We start from the raw sequence: 14,040 nt of genomic DNA, 5'->3' as shown, positions 1-14,040 counted from the left end.
GCTCCTCAGCGGTAGGTGTCCTGGTACTGCTCGCGCAGCTGGTTCTTCTGCACCTTGCCCATGGTGTTGCGCGGCAGGCTGTCGGCGAAGAAGACCCGCTTGGGCTGCTTGTACTTGGCCAGTTGGCCCTGCAGATGGTCGAGCACTTGTGCCTCGTCGAGGTGCGCTCCTGGCTCGGGGACCACCACCGCGGTCACCCCTTCGCCGAGGTCGGGGTGGGGCAGGCCGATCACCGCGGACTCGTGGACCCCTTCCAGTTCGTCGATCACCTGCTCGACCTCCTTGGGGTAGACATTGTAGCCGCCGGAGATCACCAGGTCCTTGTCGCGTCCGACGATATGCACGTAGCCACGCTCGTCGACCATCGCCAGATCGCCGGTGACGAAGAAGCCGTCCTCGAGCAGTTCCTCGCGGGTCTTCTCAGGCATCCGCCAGTAGCCCTTGAAGACATTGGGCCCGCGGATCTCGAGCATGCCGATCTCGCCCTTCGGCACCGGTTCATGGGTCTTGCGGTCGGTGATGCGATACTCCACGCCGGGCAGCGGCATGCCCACGGTGCCGGCGCGGCGCTCGCCGTCATAGGGATTGGAGAGGTTCATGTTGGTCTCGGTCATGCCGTAGCGCTCGAGAATGGCATGGCCGGTCTTCCGTTCGAACTCGCGATGGGTCTCGGCGGTCAGCGGTGCCGAGCCGGAGACGAACAGTCGCATGTTGGCGGTGACCTCCGGGGTCAGCCGCGCGTCGGCCGTAAGCCGGGTGTAGAAGGTCGGCACGCCCATCAGCACCGTGCCGCGGGGCATCTCCTCAAAGATCACGTCGACGTCGAACTTCGGCAGCAAGAGCATGCTGGAGCCGGCCATCAGGGTGACGTTGCAGGCCACGAAGAGGCCGTGGGTATGGAAGATCGGCAGAGCATGGATCAGCCGGTCCTCCTCGCTGAAGTGCCAGGCTTCGACCAGGGTGGCGGCGTTGGAGCCCAGGTTGCGGTGGGTGAGCATGGCGCCCTTGGAGCGTCCGGTGGTGCCCGAGGTGTAGAGGATCGCCGCCAGGTCATTGGCGTCGCTCGCGACGATGGCGTCACGGGGCGTGGCCGTCTCGGCCGCCTCCATCAGGCTGCCGTCGGCCGTGCTGCCCAGGGTGGCGATCTGCGGGCAGCCGCTGTCGGCGGCGATGCGGCGGGCATTCTCGGCATCCCCCGGCCGGCAGACGAACAGCGCCGGCTCCGCGTCGGTGAGGAAGTAGTGGATCTCCTCCCCGGTGTAGCCGGTGTTAAGCGGCAGGTAGACGCCGCCTACGCGCAGGGTGGCTAGGTAGAGCAGGATCGCCTCGGCGCTCTTGTCGACCTGTACCGCCACCCGGTCGCCCGGCGTGACGCCCAACTCGACCAGGGCGCCGGCCAGGCGCTCGGTGGTGGCCAGGGCCTCGGCGTGGCGGTAGCCGCGACCCTCGCGGGTGGTGATGAAGTCGGCGTCGCCGCGCTCGCGCATGCGCCGCGCGAAGGTGGCGAAGAGGTTCTGGTTCATTTGCTTGTCTCTCCCTTGACCAGCTTCCTGGCCTTGCGGGCGAGATCCTTGACCTCGCTCGACCGGGCCACACTGGCGTTGGCCGTGTAGTTCTCGTGGTTGCGCTCGATGTCGTCGAGCACGTAGAGGTAGTTGACCATCAGGCCGGCAGACTGGCGCAGGCCCTTGGCCGAGACATCGCCCAGCCAGTTGATGCGGTGCAGTTCGGCGCCGTTGCCCAGGTGGAAGCGAGCCACCGGGTTGAGCGGCAGCCCACGGGCATTCTTCTCGTCGACCAGGTAAAGGGCGGCCAGTGGCTTGATCACCGCCTTGAGACGCTCGGCGCGTTCGGGGGTCTCGTGCCAGCCGGGGGTCTCCAGCTCGGCCAGGGTCTTGCGTATCGCCTCGGGCAGGGCCTCGTCGTCGCGCCGCTCGGCGAGCCATTGAGCGAAGCCGGGTACCGGCGAAAGGGTGACGAAGTAGCGAAGCTGGGGCAGCTCCTGCTTGAGCTCCTGGACTACCTGCTTGATCAGGAAGTTGCCGAAGGAGATGCCACGCAGGCCCGTCTGGCAGTTGCTGATGCCGAAGAAGGCGGCGGTATCGGCAATCTCGGGATCATCCACGCCGGCATCCCTGCCGGCGAGGATCGGCTGGATGCGCGCCGGCAGCCCCTTGTGCAGCGCCACCTCCACGAAGATCAACGGATCGTCGCCGATTGCCGGATGGAAGAACGCGAAGCAGCGCCGATCGCGGGCATCCAGCCGGCGGCGCAGATCGTTCCAGTCGCGGATCTCATGCACCGCCTCGTAGCGGATGATCTTTTCCAGGATCGAGGCCTGGGTGTCCCAGTCGATACGCTTGAGCATCAAAAAGCCGCGGTTGAACCAGGAGCCGAACAGGTGGGCGAAATCGGCATCGATGGCCGAGAGTTCGGGATGATCGCGCAGCAGGCCGAGCAGGTCCGCGCGCATGCGTACCAGCTCGACGGTGCCGCCGCTGGTGAGGTTGAGGCGGCGGATCAGTTCCTGGCGGCGCGGCTCGCAGGCCTCGAACAGCACTTCCAGGCTGGCGTTGTCGCGCTGCTTGGCGTAGCGCGCGTAGGCCGCGTCGATCTCTGCCGGCTCGGCGGTGAAGTCGCTGGCCAGCCGCTCGAAGAAGCGCTGGCGCTCCTGCGGCTCGAGACCCTGGTACATGCCCAGGGCCCGGCTGGCCAGGGCGATGCTCGAGGCCTCGCCGTCGCTTTCAAGCAGCGCGTGACAGGCCTTGATCAGGCGGCGGTGATCCGGTGTCGTGCCATCGCCCTGGCGGCGGCGCAGCAGGGCGTCGCGCCGGGTGATCGACTGGAACATCTCCTGCAGGAAGGTCATGTTCATGTTGGCGGCTCCTTCAGCCCATGATTAGGTCGGGCAGCCACAAGGCGATACCCGGGAACAGGCACAGCAGCAAGATGCCCAGCACCATGCACAGCGCATAGGGCAGGCTGCCGAGCAGGATGTCCTTGAGGGCGATATCCGGGGCGATGCCCTTGATGATGAACAGGTTGAGTCCTACTGGCGGGGTAATCAGGCCGATCTCCAGGTTGATGGTCAGGATCACGGCGAACCAGTAGGGATCGAAGTTCGCGGAGAGGATGATCGGCATCAGGATCGGAGCGGTCATCACAATCACCGCTACCGGCGGCAGGAAGAAGCCGGCGACCAGCAAGAAGACGTTGATCACCCCCATCAGCACCCAGCGGTTGACCTCCAGGTCGGCGATGGCGCCGGCCACGGTCTGAGTGATGTACAGCGAGGAGAGCGCATAGGCAAATATCTCGGCGCAGGCGATGATCAGCATGATCATCACGCTCTCGCGCAGGGCGTCGCGGAAGATCACCTTGAGCGGTTTTACCTGCCACATGCGGTAGACGATGATGGCCAGCGCCAGGCACAGGAAGGCACCGGCGCCCGCCGCCTCGGAAGGCGTGGCGACGCCGCCGTAGAGGGCGAAGAGGATGCCGGTCACCACCACCAGGAAAGGCAGCACGCGCACCAGGGCCTTCAGGTTGCCCTCGACGTTCTCCTTCACCTGATTCGCTGCAGCGGTCAACGCGCTCGGGGTGTCATAGCCGCCGGCCAGCTTGCAGGCGATCAGCGTCCAGACCATGAACAGCACGGCCAGCATCAGCCCGGGCATGGCGCCAGCGATGAACAGGCGGCCGATGGAGGTCTCGGTGGAGATGCCATAGACGATCATGGTCACCGAGGGCGGGATGAGGATGCCCAGCGTGCCGCCCGCGGCGATGCAGCCGGCGGCTACGCCGTCAGGATAGCCGCGCTTGCGCATCTCGGGGATGCCGAGCTTGCCGATGGCTGCGCTGGTGGCCGGCGAGGAGCCCGACAGGGCGGCGAAGATCGCGCAGGCGCCGATGTTGGAGATCGCCAGGCCACCGGGTATCTTGCCGAGCCACAGGTCCAGCGAGCGGTAGAGGTCGCGGCCGGTGGGCGAGGAGGCGACGGCCGCCCCCATCAGGATGAACATGGGGATGGCGACGAAGCCGAAGGAAGCGAGGTTGCCGAAGAAGGTCTCGCCGAAGTAGGTCAGCTCACCGATGCCCTGGTTGAGCACCAGGGCGGTCAGCGAGACGCCACCCAGGGCAAAGGCGATCGGGGTGCCGATGGCCATCAGCACGAACAGCGCCACGATGATGAAGATTCCGCTGGTTACCGGGTCCATTCAGGTCTCTCCGCGAAGGATTTCTGCGACATATTGCAGCGACAGCAGGCTGATGCCGACGGCCATGGGCAGCAGGGCGGGCCACAGCGGAGGGTTCCACACTGAGCCGGTAGTCCAGCCGCCATGCAGGGCCTCGAAGACATACAGCCAGGCGGAGTAGGCCAGCGCGATGCAGAAGGCCAGGCCGACCAGCGAGGCGACGAGATTCATCAACTTCCGGGCCAGGCCGCCCAAGGCGTCGGGCAGTACCGTCACTGCCACGTGGCCGCCGGTGAGCAGCACGTAGGGCGCGCCGAGCAGCATGGCGCCGGTGATGGCGAAGATGGCGAACTCGGTCTGCCAGGTGGTGCTTTCGCCCAGCATGTAGCGCATGAAGATCATATGGCAGACGGCCAGCACCCCCACCAGCAGCAGTGCGCCGGCGAGGACGGCGGTCGCGCAGGAGAGGACGTCCATCAGGCGGATATAGAGACCGAGCACGCCACGCCTCGGCGCATTCGTGTGGTGTTGGGTATCCATCATGCGGGTTCCGCTATCGAGGAGAGGAGGTCCGCCCCGGCAGGGGCGGCCATGGAGGAAGGCGCCGGAAGACCTGCCCGGCGCCTTGGCTCGCTCACTCGACGGCCAGGGCCGCGTCGATCAGTTCCTGCCCGTTGGGCACGTTCTCGGCGAAGGTCTTGTAGGAGCTCTGCTTGGCGATATCCAGCCAGGCCTGGTAGTCCTCAGCCGACATCTGCACCACCTTGACGCCGTTCTCCTTGAACACGTCGACCATCTTCTGGTCGAGCGCCGCAGCCTCCCTGGCGAAGAACTCCTCGGCCTTCTGGCCGGCCGCCGTCAAGGCCTGCTGCTGCTCCTCGGTGAGCTTGTCCCAGCTCTGCTCGGAGATCAGGATCGGCTCATACATGAACCACAGTGCGTTCTCGCCCGGGGCGGTCAGGCAGGTCACCTGCTCGTAGATGCGGTAGGAGACGAAGGAGCCCGAGGAGGTGTTGGCCCCATCGAGCACGCCGGTCTGCATCGCGGTGTAGATATCCGAGGAGGGCATGGATGCGATCGAGGCACCGGCGGTGGCCAGCATCTCGTCGAAGGCCGGTCCTGCGGCGCGCATGGTCTGGCCTTCGACGGTGTCCGGCGAGGTGATGCAGCGCACGTTGGAGGCGAAACCGCCCGCCAGCCAGGCATCGGCCAGCACGCGGGCCCCGGCCTCATTGATGACCTCCTTGATCATGTCCATGAACTCGGAGTCGTTGAGGCGTTGGGCACGCTCGTGGTTGCGCACCAGTCCCGGCATCAGGGTGGCCGAGAATTCGGGGTGCCGGCCGCTGGCGTAATCGAGCGGCAGCGATGTCATGTCAAGCCGGCCTCGCACCAGTGCGCCCCACTGCTCCTTGGCCTTGAACAGTGACTGACCGGGATACACCTGGATCTTGAGGTCGACGTCGGCGGCCTCGACCTCATCGGCCATCATCTGGACCATCTCGTCGCGCACGTCTCCCTGTCCGCCAGGGAACTGGTGGGAGGCGCGCAACACGGTCTCGGCGGAGGCGGTAGAGCTTGCAGCGAGGGCGGCCAGGGCCAGGCCCGTGACGATGGGGGTGAGTGAGGGTTTCATGGCATCTCCAGTAGAACTTGTTGTTGTGCTTTGGAATATCCATCAGCGTGGCTGATGTATACATCAATAGCCCCTTGGCTATACTAGAGTCAATTGCGGCGGGCTAGACAAAGGTGGAAGCCTCGGCATCCGCTCTTGCCGTGACCCAGAGGGAATCGCATGAAACGCTCCAATGTCCAGCGGCTGCGGGATGCTCTGGAGGACGACATCATCAATGGCCGCCGGGAACCCGGCGAGCGTCTCGACCCCGAGGCCCTGTGCCGCGACTTCGAGGTCTCGCGGACACCGGTGCGCGAGGCGATCCAGCAACTGGTGGCCAGCGGCCTGGTCACGGTGACGCCGAAGAAGGGCACCTTCGTCGCGCAGGTAGGCCTCCACCAGCTGGTCGAGATGTTCGAGGTGATGGCGGAACTGGAAGGCATGTGCGGGCGCCTCGCCGCGCGGCGCATCAGCGAGGAGGAGCTGCGTGCGCTGCGCGAGGCCATGGCGCGTTGCGTGGCCGCCGCCAGGGCCGGCGATACCGACGAGTACTACTACGAGAACGAGGGCTTCCATCACGCCATCTATGCCGCCAGCCACAACGGTTTCCTGATGGAGGAGGCTCGTCAGCTCAAGCAGCGCCTCAAGCCCTACCGGCGCCTGCAGCTGCAGGTCCGCAAGCGCATGAGCCGCTCGCTGGCCGAGCATCGCGAGATCCTCGCGGCCATCGAGCACGGCGACGCCGAGCGGGCGGAACGCCTGCTTCGCGAGCACGTGGTGATCCAGGGCGAGCGCTTCAGCGACTTCGTCTCCAGCGTACGTCGCTTCGGGGCCCAGCTGAACGCCGTCTGACGGTGTCTTTCGCCGCGTGGAGTTCGCCCCGGCCGGCTATGGGTACGACAGGTCGAAAGCGGTAATCCCGAGCGTTATACTCGGGTATGTATTTCCAGGCCTAGCTCGGCCGTCGACCGGAGTCGCCATGTTTCCCGAGTTCACCCTTCGCTACGCCCGCCTGCCCGAACGCTTCTACCTGCGCTTCGACCCGGTGCCGGTGAGCAGGCCTCGACTGGTGGCCTTCAATCGGCCGCTGGCCGAGCAGTTGGGCTTCGACCTGTCCGCCTTCGACGAGCGCCAGGCGGCCGAATGGTTCGCCGGCAACACCGTGCCGCAAGGTGCCGAGCCGCTGGCCCAGGCCTATGCCGGCCACCAGTTCGGCCACTTCAACCCGCGCCTCGGCGACGGTAGGGCGGTGCTGCTCGGCGAGGTGACCGACCGCGAGGGGCGGTTGCGCGATATCCAGCTCAAGGGCGCGGGGATGACCCCCTTCTCCCGCGGTGCCGACGGCCGTGCGCCCCTGGGGCCGGTGCTGCGCGAGTACCTGGTCAGCGAGGCCATGCATGTGCTGGGCGTGCCCACCACCCGGTCGCTGGCCGCGGTGGCCACCGGCGAGCGGGTGTTCCGGCGTGTGCCCGAGCCCGGCGCCGTGCTGACCCGCGTCGCCGCCAGCCATCTGCGCGTGGGCACCTTCCAGTACTTTGCCGCCCGCGACGACGTGGAGGCGGTGCGCACCCTGGCCGAGATGGCCATCGAGCGTCACTTTCCACAACTGCTGGGCCCTGAACTCGCCGAGGCGGACGAGGGTGAATGTTACCTGGCCTTGGTGGAGGCGGTACAGGCCCGCCAGGCGGCATTGGTGGCCAGGTGGATGGGGCTCGGCTTCATCCATGGAGTGATGAACACCGACAACTGCAGCATCGCCGGCGAGACCATCGATTATGGCCCCTGCGCCTTCATGGAGGCCTATGATCCGGCTACGGTGTTCAGCTCCATCGATGAGGGGGGGCGCTACGCCTATCGCAACCAGCCCTGGATTGCCCAGTGGAACCTGGCGCGTTTCGCCGAGACGCTGCTGCCGCTGGTGGATGACGACCAAGAGCGCGCGGTGGCGCGCGCCACCGAGGTGATCAAGCGCTATGAGTCGCAGTACGAGGCCGAGTGGCTGGCGGTGATGCGCGACAAGCTGGGGCTGGCGAAGGCGGAGGAGAGCGACCGTGAGCTGGTGGAGGCCTTCCTCGAGGCCCTGCAATCGGGCCGGGCCGACTTCACCCTGGCCTTCCGTGGACTCGGCGAAGCGGTCGAGAAGGATGCCCCCGCGCTGCTCGCCCTGTTCGAGAATGACGAGGCCCTGCGCGCCTGGCTGCCGCGCTGGCGTCAGCGGCTGGCGCGGGAGGATGCCGCTCCGGCGGTGATTGCCGAGCGGATACGCGCGATCAACCCACGCTACATCCCCCGCAACCACAAGGTGGAGCAAGCCCTGGCTGCCGCCGCCGAGGGCGACTTCACGCCCTTCGAGACCCTGCGCGACGTGTTGGCCAAGCCCTTCACCGAGCAGCCCGGCCGCGACGAGTATGCCCGGCCGGCACCGCCCAACGAGGCCGTATTCCGCACCTTCTGCGGGACTTGAACGTCATTATTCGCCTGACAGACAAGAAGACGCCCGGGCTTCCCCGGGCGTCTCGCGCTTGCGGATGGCAAAGCCGGGCGCCATGCCCGGCTCGGGCCGCTCCTGGGCGGGGTGCTACTCCACCACGTCGAAGCGGTCGGCGTTCATGACCTTGGTCCAGGTGGCGACGAAGTCCTTCACGAACTTCTCCTGGTTGTCGTCCTGGGCATAGACCTCGGCGTAGGAGCGCAGAACGGAGTTGGAGCCAAACACCAGGTCAACCCGGCTTGCGGTGAACTTAGTGTCGCCACTCTTGCGATCCACGATGTCATAGGTGTTCTTGCCCTTGGGCTCCCAACGGTTATCCATGTCAGTGAGGTTGACGAAGAAGTCATTGGTGAGCTGGCCGACGCGGTGGGTGAACACGCCATGCTGGGTGCCGCCATGGTTGGTGCCCAGCACCCGCATGCCGCCGATCAGTACCGTCATCTCTGGCGCGGTCAGGCCCATCAGCTGGGCGCGGTCCAGAAGCATCTCTTCGGGCTTGACCACGTAGTCCTTCTTCTGCCAGTTGCGGAAGCCATCGGCCAGCGGCTCCAGCGGCTCGAAGGATTCGGCGTCGGTCATCTCATCGGTCGCGTCGCCCCGGCCCTTGAGGAAGGGAACGTGAATCTCGTGGCCGGCTGCCTTCGCGGCCTGCTCGATGCCCAGGTTGCCGCCCAGCACGATCACGTCGGCGATGCTGGCTCCGGTGTCGGCGGAGATCTTCTCATAGACCTTGAGCACCTTGGCCAGGCGCTGCGGCTCGTTGCCTTCCCAGTCCTTCTGCGGCGCCAGGCGAATACGGGCACCGTTGGCGCCACCGCGCATATCAGAGCCACGGAAGGTGCGGGCGCTGTCCCAGGCGGTGCAGACCCGTTCCTCGAGGGAGAGGCCGGCCTCGGCGATCTTCGCCTTGACCACTTCCTCGATGTAGTTGGTATTGCCGGCGGGCACCGGATCCTGCCAGATCAAGTCTTCTTCCGGGACGTCAGGACCGATGTAGCGGGACTTGGGCCCCATGTCCCGGTGGATCAGCTTGAACCAGGCGCGGGCGAAGCAGTCCTTGAAGTATTCCGGGTCTTTCATGAACTTCTCGCAGATGGCCCGGTAGGTCGGGTCCACCTTCATCGCCATGTCCGCATCGGTCATCATCGGGTTATGGCGAGTGGTCATGTTGCTGGCGTCGACCGGCTTGTCCTCCTCCTTGATATCGACGGGCTCCCACTGGTTGGCGCCGGCGGGACTCTTCCTGACCTCCCACTCATGGCCGAACAGCATGTCGAAGTACCCCATGTCGAACTCCAGAGGGTTCTTGGTCCAGGCCCCTTCCTGGCCGGAGGTGACGGCGTTGGCGGCCTTGCCCTGCTGATTGGGGTTGAGCCAGCCGAAGCCCTGTGCCTCTACGTCGGCAGCTTCCGGCTCCGGCCCGAGGGCTGAGGCATCACCGTTACCGTGGGTCTTGCCGACCGTGTGGCCGCCGGCGGTCAGCGCCGCGGTCTCCTCGTCGTTCATGGCCATGCGCTTGAAGGTCTCGCGGACCTGCTCGGCGGTCTTCATGGGGTCCGGCTGACCGTTGACCCCCTCGGGGTTCACGTAGATCAGCCCCATCTGCACCGCGGCCAGCGGGTTTTCCATGGTGTCGGGCTTGTCGACGTTGTCGTAGCGCTCGTCGGAGGGCGCCAGCCACTCCTTCTCGGCGCCCCAGTAGATATCCTTCTCGGGGTGCCAGATGTCCTCGCGACCGAAGGAGAAACCGAAGGTCTTGAACCCCATGGATTCATAGGCCACGTTGCCGGCCAGGATGATCAGATCAGCCCAGCTGATCTTGTTGCCGTACTTTTTCTTGATCGGCCACAGCAGACGCCGCGCCTTGTCGAGGTTGCCGTTGTCCGGCCAGGAATTGATCGGTGCGAAGCGCTGGTTGCCGGTGCCTCCGCCGCCGCGGCCATCGGCAATGCGATAGGTGCCGGCTGCGTGCCAGGACATACGGATGAACAGGCCGCCGTAATGCCCCCAGTCGGCTGGCCACCACGCCTGGCTGTCGGTCATCAGGGCGTGCATGTCCTGCTTCAACGCCTCGAAGTCGAGCTTGCGGACCTCCTGGCGGTAGTCGAAGTCCTCGCCCATCGGGTCGGTCTTGCGGTCGTGTTGGTGGAGAATGTCCAGGTTCAAGGCTTCTGGCCACCAGTCAGTGTTGGAATGACCGCTGGTGGTCTGGCCTCCATGCATCACTGGACACTTGCCTGCGTTGTGCTGATCACCCATGTCGCTCTCCTATCTGGCTGCGTTGCTTGAATGGCTTACTGTATATAGATGATGGTAGTCATGCGAGACAGTCAGCCTGGTCAACTATCGTCTTTCAGGCGGTCTGACAGCCGGAATTGCTGCCACCAGCCTTCAACCTACCCGCGTAGAGTCGATTAGCTCAATATGACATTGCCGACCAAGTTGATAGCTATTTTGTATCAGAGGCGGGAGATGGCATCACCAGGGGGTGTGCCTCCCCCATCAGAAAGGCGCGGTTTGCCTCCAGCGCTTCGCGCAGGAACTCCCACAGCAGGCGCACCCTCGCCAGGCGGCGCTGCTCCTGACGGGCGGTGATCCAGAACTGCCGGTCGATCGCCACCTCGTCCGCCAGCACGTTGACTAGCGTCGGCGAGCCGCTGGCCATGAAGCAGGGCAGCACGGCGAGGCCGGCCCCGTGCAGGCAGGCGGCGTGCTGGGTGGTGACGCTGGTGCTGCGCATGGCGAAGTGCGGGCCCGGGTGGCCCACCACCGCCGGGTCGAGCAGCGGCTCCAGGTAGCTGAGCTGCTCGCTGAAGATCAGATCGTCGACGTAGCCCACCAGGCGGTGTTCGCCCAGTTCTGCGAGCCGCTGTGGCCTGCCGTGGCGGGCCAGATACCCCTGGCTGCCGTAGAGGCGCAGCCGGTAGTCGCACAGCCGCGAGATCACCAGCCCCGGGCTCACCGGGCGCTCCACGGTGATGGCCAGGTCCGCCTCATGGCGGCTCAGGTTGACCACCCGGGGCAGGGCGAGCAGGTCGAGGGTCACGCCGGGATGGCGTTCGCAGAAGGCCGAGAGCAGCGGGGCGATCACCCAGGTGCCGAAGCCCTCGGTCACCCCCAGGCGGATCTGGCCGCTGATCTGGTGGTTCTTGTCGGTGAGGCTCTCGCCGGCCTCGACGGCATGGCGAGCCATCTCCTCGGCGTGGGCGAGCAGCTGCTGGCCGGCCTCGGTGAGGTGGTAGCCGTGGGTACTGCGCTCGAACAGCTGGGTGTTGAGTGCCTGCTCGAAGCGCCGGGTGCGCCGCGACAGGGTGGAGTGGTCGAGCCCCAGCCGGCGGGCCGCATCGGTGAGCCGCTCACTGCGCGCCACCTCCAGAAATATCTGGATATCCTGCCAGTCGAGCATGAAAGTCCTCAGTTGGTCGCGGGTTGTGGCTGAACTCGGCTCATGGGTCATTGTGCATAGATGCACAAGCAATGTGCCCGAGTGGGCGTTGTCACGCCATCCGACGCCTGTATAGACTCGATGTCACCACGATTCGTGTATAGATACACACAAAGTCTAATGCCTCCGCCAGCGCGGCGCCTGACGATGGCCGAATAATGACAAGCCAGCGTCGCGGGCGGGGCAGGAACAGCCCAGAGGAGCATGCCACCATGTCCGTTCGCGAGATTCCCATGTATATCGACGGCCAGCCCGTCCAGTCCCAGAGCCAGGAGTGGCGCGACGTGATCAACCCGGCCACCCAGGAGGTGGTCGCCCGGGTGCCGTTCTGCACCGCCGAGGAGGTCGAGCGCGCCGTGGCCAGCGCCAAGGAAGCCTTCAAGACCTGGCGCAAGGTGCCGCTGGCCAAGCGGCAGCGCATCATGCTCAAGCTGCAGGCGCTGATCCGCGACAACACCGCCGAGCTCGCCGCGCTGATCACCGAGGAGCACGGCAAGACCCTGCCCGACGCCGAGGGCGAGGTGGGACGCGGCCTGGAGGTGGTGGAGCACGCCTGCTCGATCACCTCCCTGCAGCTTGGCGAGCTAGCCGAAAATGCTGCCAACGAGGTCGACGTCTACACCCTCAACCAGCCGCTGGGCGTGGGCGCTGGCATCACCGCCTTCAATTTCCCGATCATGCTGCCCTGCTTCATGTTCCCGCTGGCCATTGCCACCGGTAACACCTTCGTGCTCAAGCCCTCCGAGCAGGATCCGAGCTCCACCATCCGCCTGGTCGAGCTGGCTCACGAAGCCGGCATTCCCGCCGGCGTGCTCAACGTGGTGCATGGCGGCCCGGACGTGGCCAACCAGATCGCCGATCACAGCGACATCAAGGCACTCTCCTTTATCGGTTCCACCCACGTCGGCTCGCTGCTCTACAAACGCGCTGCCGAGGCTGGCAAGCGCATGCAGGCGATGATGGGCGCCAAGAACCACTGCGTGGTGATGCCCGATGCCAACCGCAGCCAGGCGATCAACAACCTGCTGGGCTCGGCCTTCGGCGCCGCCGGCCAGCGCTGCATGGCCAACTCCGTGGTAGTGCTGGTGGGCGAGGCCCGCGAGTGGCTGGATGACCTCGTCGAGGGCGCCCGCAACATGACGGTGGGCCCTGGCACCCAGCGCGACGCCGACCTTGGCCCGCTGGTCTCCCCGCAGGCCAAGGAGCGCGTGGAGCGGCTGATCGCCACCGGCGAGCAGGAGGGCGCGAAACTGCTGGTCGATGGCCGCGGCTGCCAGGTGGTGGGCTACCCCGATGGCAACTTCGTTGGTCCTACCCTGTTCGCCGACGTGACCGCCGAGATGACCATCTATCGCGAGGAGATCTTCGGCCCGGTGCTCTGCGTGGTCAGCGTCGAGACCCTTAGTGATGCGATCGAGTTCATCAACGCCAACCCCAACGGCAACGGCACCTCGATCTTCACCAACTCCGGCTGGGTGGCGCGCCGCTTCGAGAGCGATATCGACGTCGGCCAGGTGGGCATCAACGTGCCGATCCCGGTGCCGGTGGCCTACTTCAGCTTCACCGGATCGCGGGGCTCCAAGCTTGGTGACCTGGGCCCCAACGGCAAGCAGGCCATCGCCTTCTGGACCCAGACCAAGACCGTCACCGCACGCTGGTTCGAGCCGGAGAACGTCTCCAGCGACATCAACAGCACCATCTCGCTGAGCTGATCACACCTCGCCCAGCGGCCATCGGCGGCCCCCGTCTCAAGAGCGGCGGGGCCGTGTTGTGTTACTTGATGATGGCTGGTATCAGGGCCCTCAGGGCGCTGATCACTCGGCGTCGGTCGTCCTGCTCAAGTCGTCCAGCCTGGCGGATGATCAGGCGCTTATCCACAGTGAAGAGCTTCATGCGCACGATGGAAGGCGCGGGTAAGCCTGCGGCATTGAGACCTTGGATGTCGGTATCCAGCGGACAGGCGGAGTTGTTGGCACTGGTGATCATGGCCATCAGGAGCTGTCCTGTAGTGCGATGAAAGTCCTCGTTAGAAGAGATGACCAGCGCTGGCCGACGCTTGGTCGTGTTCCTGTCGGTGAAAGGGAACGGCACAACCGCAACATCGAAGGCCTCAAAGATCACGGTAGGCGTCCTCGTCGGCCTCGGAATTCCACTCGCTCAGGGTTTCTTCCACCGCATGGGTAAATGCCAGGTCGAGCCTGAGGGATCCCCACGAAATAGATAAGAAAATCAGGATGATATGATTGAAAAGACCTGCATGGGTCGGCATGTTGTTAATTGCGAAACAAACAAT

The 14,040-nt window shown here is 65.5% G+C and carries 12 protein-coding genes; 3 read left to right on the top strand and 9 right to left on the bottom strand.

Features of this window, described 5'->3' with window-relative positions; translation table 11 throughout:
- Positions 1–5: 5 nt before the first annotated feature.
- The 5 genes from DFO68_RS14060 to dctP all read right to left on the bottom strand — a co-directional run bounded on the left by DFO68_RS14060 (position 6) and on the right by dctP (position 5,832).
- Complete coding sequence (locus DFO68_RS14060; protein ID WP_133484264.1) at positions 6–1,523, bottom strand: malonate--CoA ligase; 1,518 nt, start codon at positions 1,521–1,523, stop codon at positions 6–8.
- A complete protein-coding gene (locus DFO68_RS14055; protein ID WP_133484263.1) occupies positions 1,520–2,875 on the bottom strand; it encodes a malonyl-CoA decarboxylase in 1,356 nt (451 codons plus the stop codon). Before DFO68_RS14055 ends, DFO68_RS14060 begins: the two co-directional genes overlap by 4 nt.
- Positions 2,876–2,888: 13 nt before the next feature.
- Entirely contained in the window at positions 2,889–4,217 is a 1,329-nt protein-coding gene (locus DFO68_RS14050) for a TRAP transporter large permease (RefSeq protein WP_133484262.1), read from the bottom strand.
- Positions 4,218–4,736, bottom strand: coding sequence for a TRAP transporter small permease subunit (locus DFO68_RS14045; RefSeq protein WP_432206849.1), 519 nt, complete (start codon positions 4,734–4,736; stop codon positions 4,218–4,220).
- A gap of 94 nt (positions 4,737–4,830) precedes the next feature.
- Positions 4,831–5,832, bottom strand: coding sequence for a TRAP transporter substrate-binding protein DctP (gene dctP, locus DFO68_RS14040; RefSeq protein ID WP_133484261.1), 1,002 nt, complete (start codon positions 5,830–5,832; stop codon positions 4,831–4,833).
- 159 nt (positions 5,833–5,991) lie between these two features.
- Here dctP and DFO68_RS14035 point away from each other — a divergent pair, with 159 nt between their 5' ends.
- Positions 5,992–6,663 carry a GntR family transcriptional regulator gene (locus DFO68_RS14035; RefSeq protein WP_133484260.1) on the top strand — a complete coding sequence of 224 codons (672 nt, stop codon included), beginning with the start codon at positions 5,992–5,994 and terminating at the stop codon, positions 6,661–6,663.
- A gap of 127 nt (positions 6,664–6,790) precedes the next feature.
- The gene (locus DFO68_RS14030) at positions 6,791–8,275 is read left to right on the top strand and encodes a protein adenylyltransferase SelO (RefSeq protein WP_133484259.1); all 1,485 of its coding nucleotides are present in this window, start codon (positions 6,791–6,793) and stop codon (positions 8,273–8,275) included.
- A 114-nt stretch (positions 8,276–8,389) separates the two neighbouring features.
- On the opposite strand, the gene katG is transcribed toward DFO68_RS14030, so the two are convergent.
- Together katG and DFO68_RS14020 are read right to left on the bottom strand one after the other, a co-directional pair.
- A complete protein-coding gene (gene katG, locus DFO68_RS14025) occupies positions 8,390–10,561 on the bottom strand; it encodes a catalase/peroxidase HPI (RefSeq protein ID WP_133484258.1) in 2,172 nt (723 codons plus the stop codon).
- 190 nt (positions 10,562–10,751) lie between these two features.
- Positions 10,752–11,708 (bottom strand): LysR family transcriptional regulator, encoded by a 957-nt coding sequence (locus DFO68_RS14020; RefSeq protein WP_133484257.1) that lies wholly within the window; start codon positions 11,706–11,708, stop codon positions 10,752–10,754.
- Positions 11,709–11,959: 251 nt separating this feature from the next.
- Here DFO68_RS14020 and DFO68_RS14015 point away from each other — a divergent pair, with 251 nt between their 5' ends.
- Complete coding sequence (locus tag DFO68_RS14015) at positions 11,960–13,459, top strand: CoA-acylating methylmalonate-semialdehyde dehydrogenase (RefSeq protein ID WP_133484256.1); 1,500 nt, start codon at positions 11,960–11,962, stop codon at positions 13,457–13,459.
- A 61-nt stretch (positions 13,460–13,520) separates the two neighbouring features.
- Here DFO68_RS14015 and DFO68_RS14010 read toward each other — a convergent pair whose 3' ends face one another.
- Both DFO68_RS14010 and DFO68_RS15690 read right to left on the bottom strand, forming a co-directional pair.
- Positions 13,521–13,868, bottom strand: a complete 348-nt coding sequence (locus tag DFO68_RS14010) for a type II toxin-antitoxin system PemK/MazF family toxin (protein WP_133484255.1) — start codon at positions 13,866–13,868, stop codon at positions 13,521–13,523.
- On the bottom strand, positions 13,858–14,040 hold a 183-nt coding region (locus DFO68_RS15690; protein ID WP_208107439.1), incomplete at its 5' end, for a hypothetical protein. The genes DFO68_RS14010 and DFO68_RS15690, both read right to left, overlap by 11 nt.

This window comes from Halomonas ventosae (assembly GCF_004361885.1).
Lineage (GTDB): Bacteria > Pseudomonadota > Gammaproteobacteria > Pseudomonadales > Halomonadaceae > Halomonas > Halomonas ventosae_C.
The sequence above is the reverse complement of the archived record's forward strand: the minus strand, read 5'-3'. Positions and strand labels throughout refer to the sequence as shown.

Bases quoted from the DNA above. Each gene is read 5' to 3' on its own strand.
- DFO68_RS14060 (WP_133484264.1), bottom strand. From the start codon at position 1,523: ATGAACCAGAACCTCTTCGCCACCTTCGCGCGGCGCATGCGCGAGCGC.
- DFO68_RS14055 (WP_133484263.1), bottom strand. From the start codon at position 2,875: ATGAACATGACCTTCCTGCAGGAGATGTTCCAGTCGATCACCCGGCGC.
- DFO68_RS14050 (WP_133484262.1), bottom strand. From the start codon at position 4,217: ATGGACCCGGTAACCAGCGGAATCTTCATCATCGTGGCGCTGTTCGTG.
- DFO68_RS14045 (WP_432206849.1), bottom strand. From the start codon at position 4,736: ATGGATACCCAACACCACACGAATGCGCCGAGGCGTGGCGTGCTCGGT.
- dctP (WP_133484261.1), bottom strand. From the start codon at position 5,832: ATGAAACCCTCACTCACCCCCATCGTCACGGGCCTGGCCCTGGCCGCC.
- DFO68_RS14035 (WP_133484260.1), top strand. From the start codon at position 5,992: ATGAAACGCTCCAATGTCCAGCGGCTGCGGGATGCTCTGGAGGACGAC.
- DFO68_RS14030 (WP_133484259.1), top strand. From the start codon at position 6,791: ATGTTTCCCGAGTTCACCCTTCGCTACGCCCGCCTGCCCGAACGCTTC.
- katG (WP_133484258.1), bottom strand. From the start codon at position 10,561: ATGGGTGATCAGCACAACGCAGGCAAGTGTCCAGTGATGCATGGAGGC.
- DFO68_RS14020 (WP_133484257.1), bottom strand. From the start codon at position 11,708: ATGCTCGACTGGCAGGATATCCAGATATTTCTGGAGGTGGCGCGCAGT.
- DFO68_RS14015 (WP_133484256.1), top strand. From the start codon at position 11,960: ATGTCCGTTCGCGAGATTCCCATGTATATCGACGGCCAGCCCGTCCAG.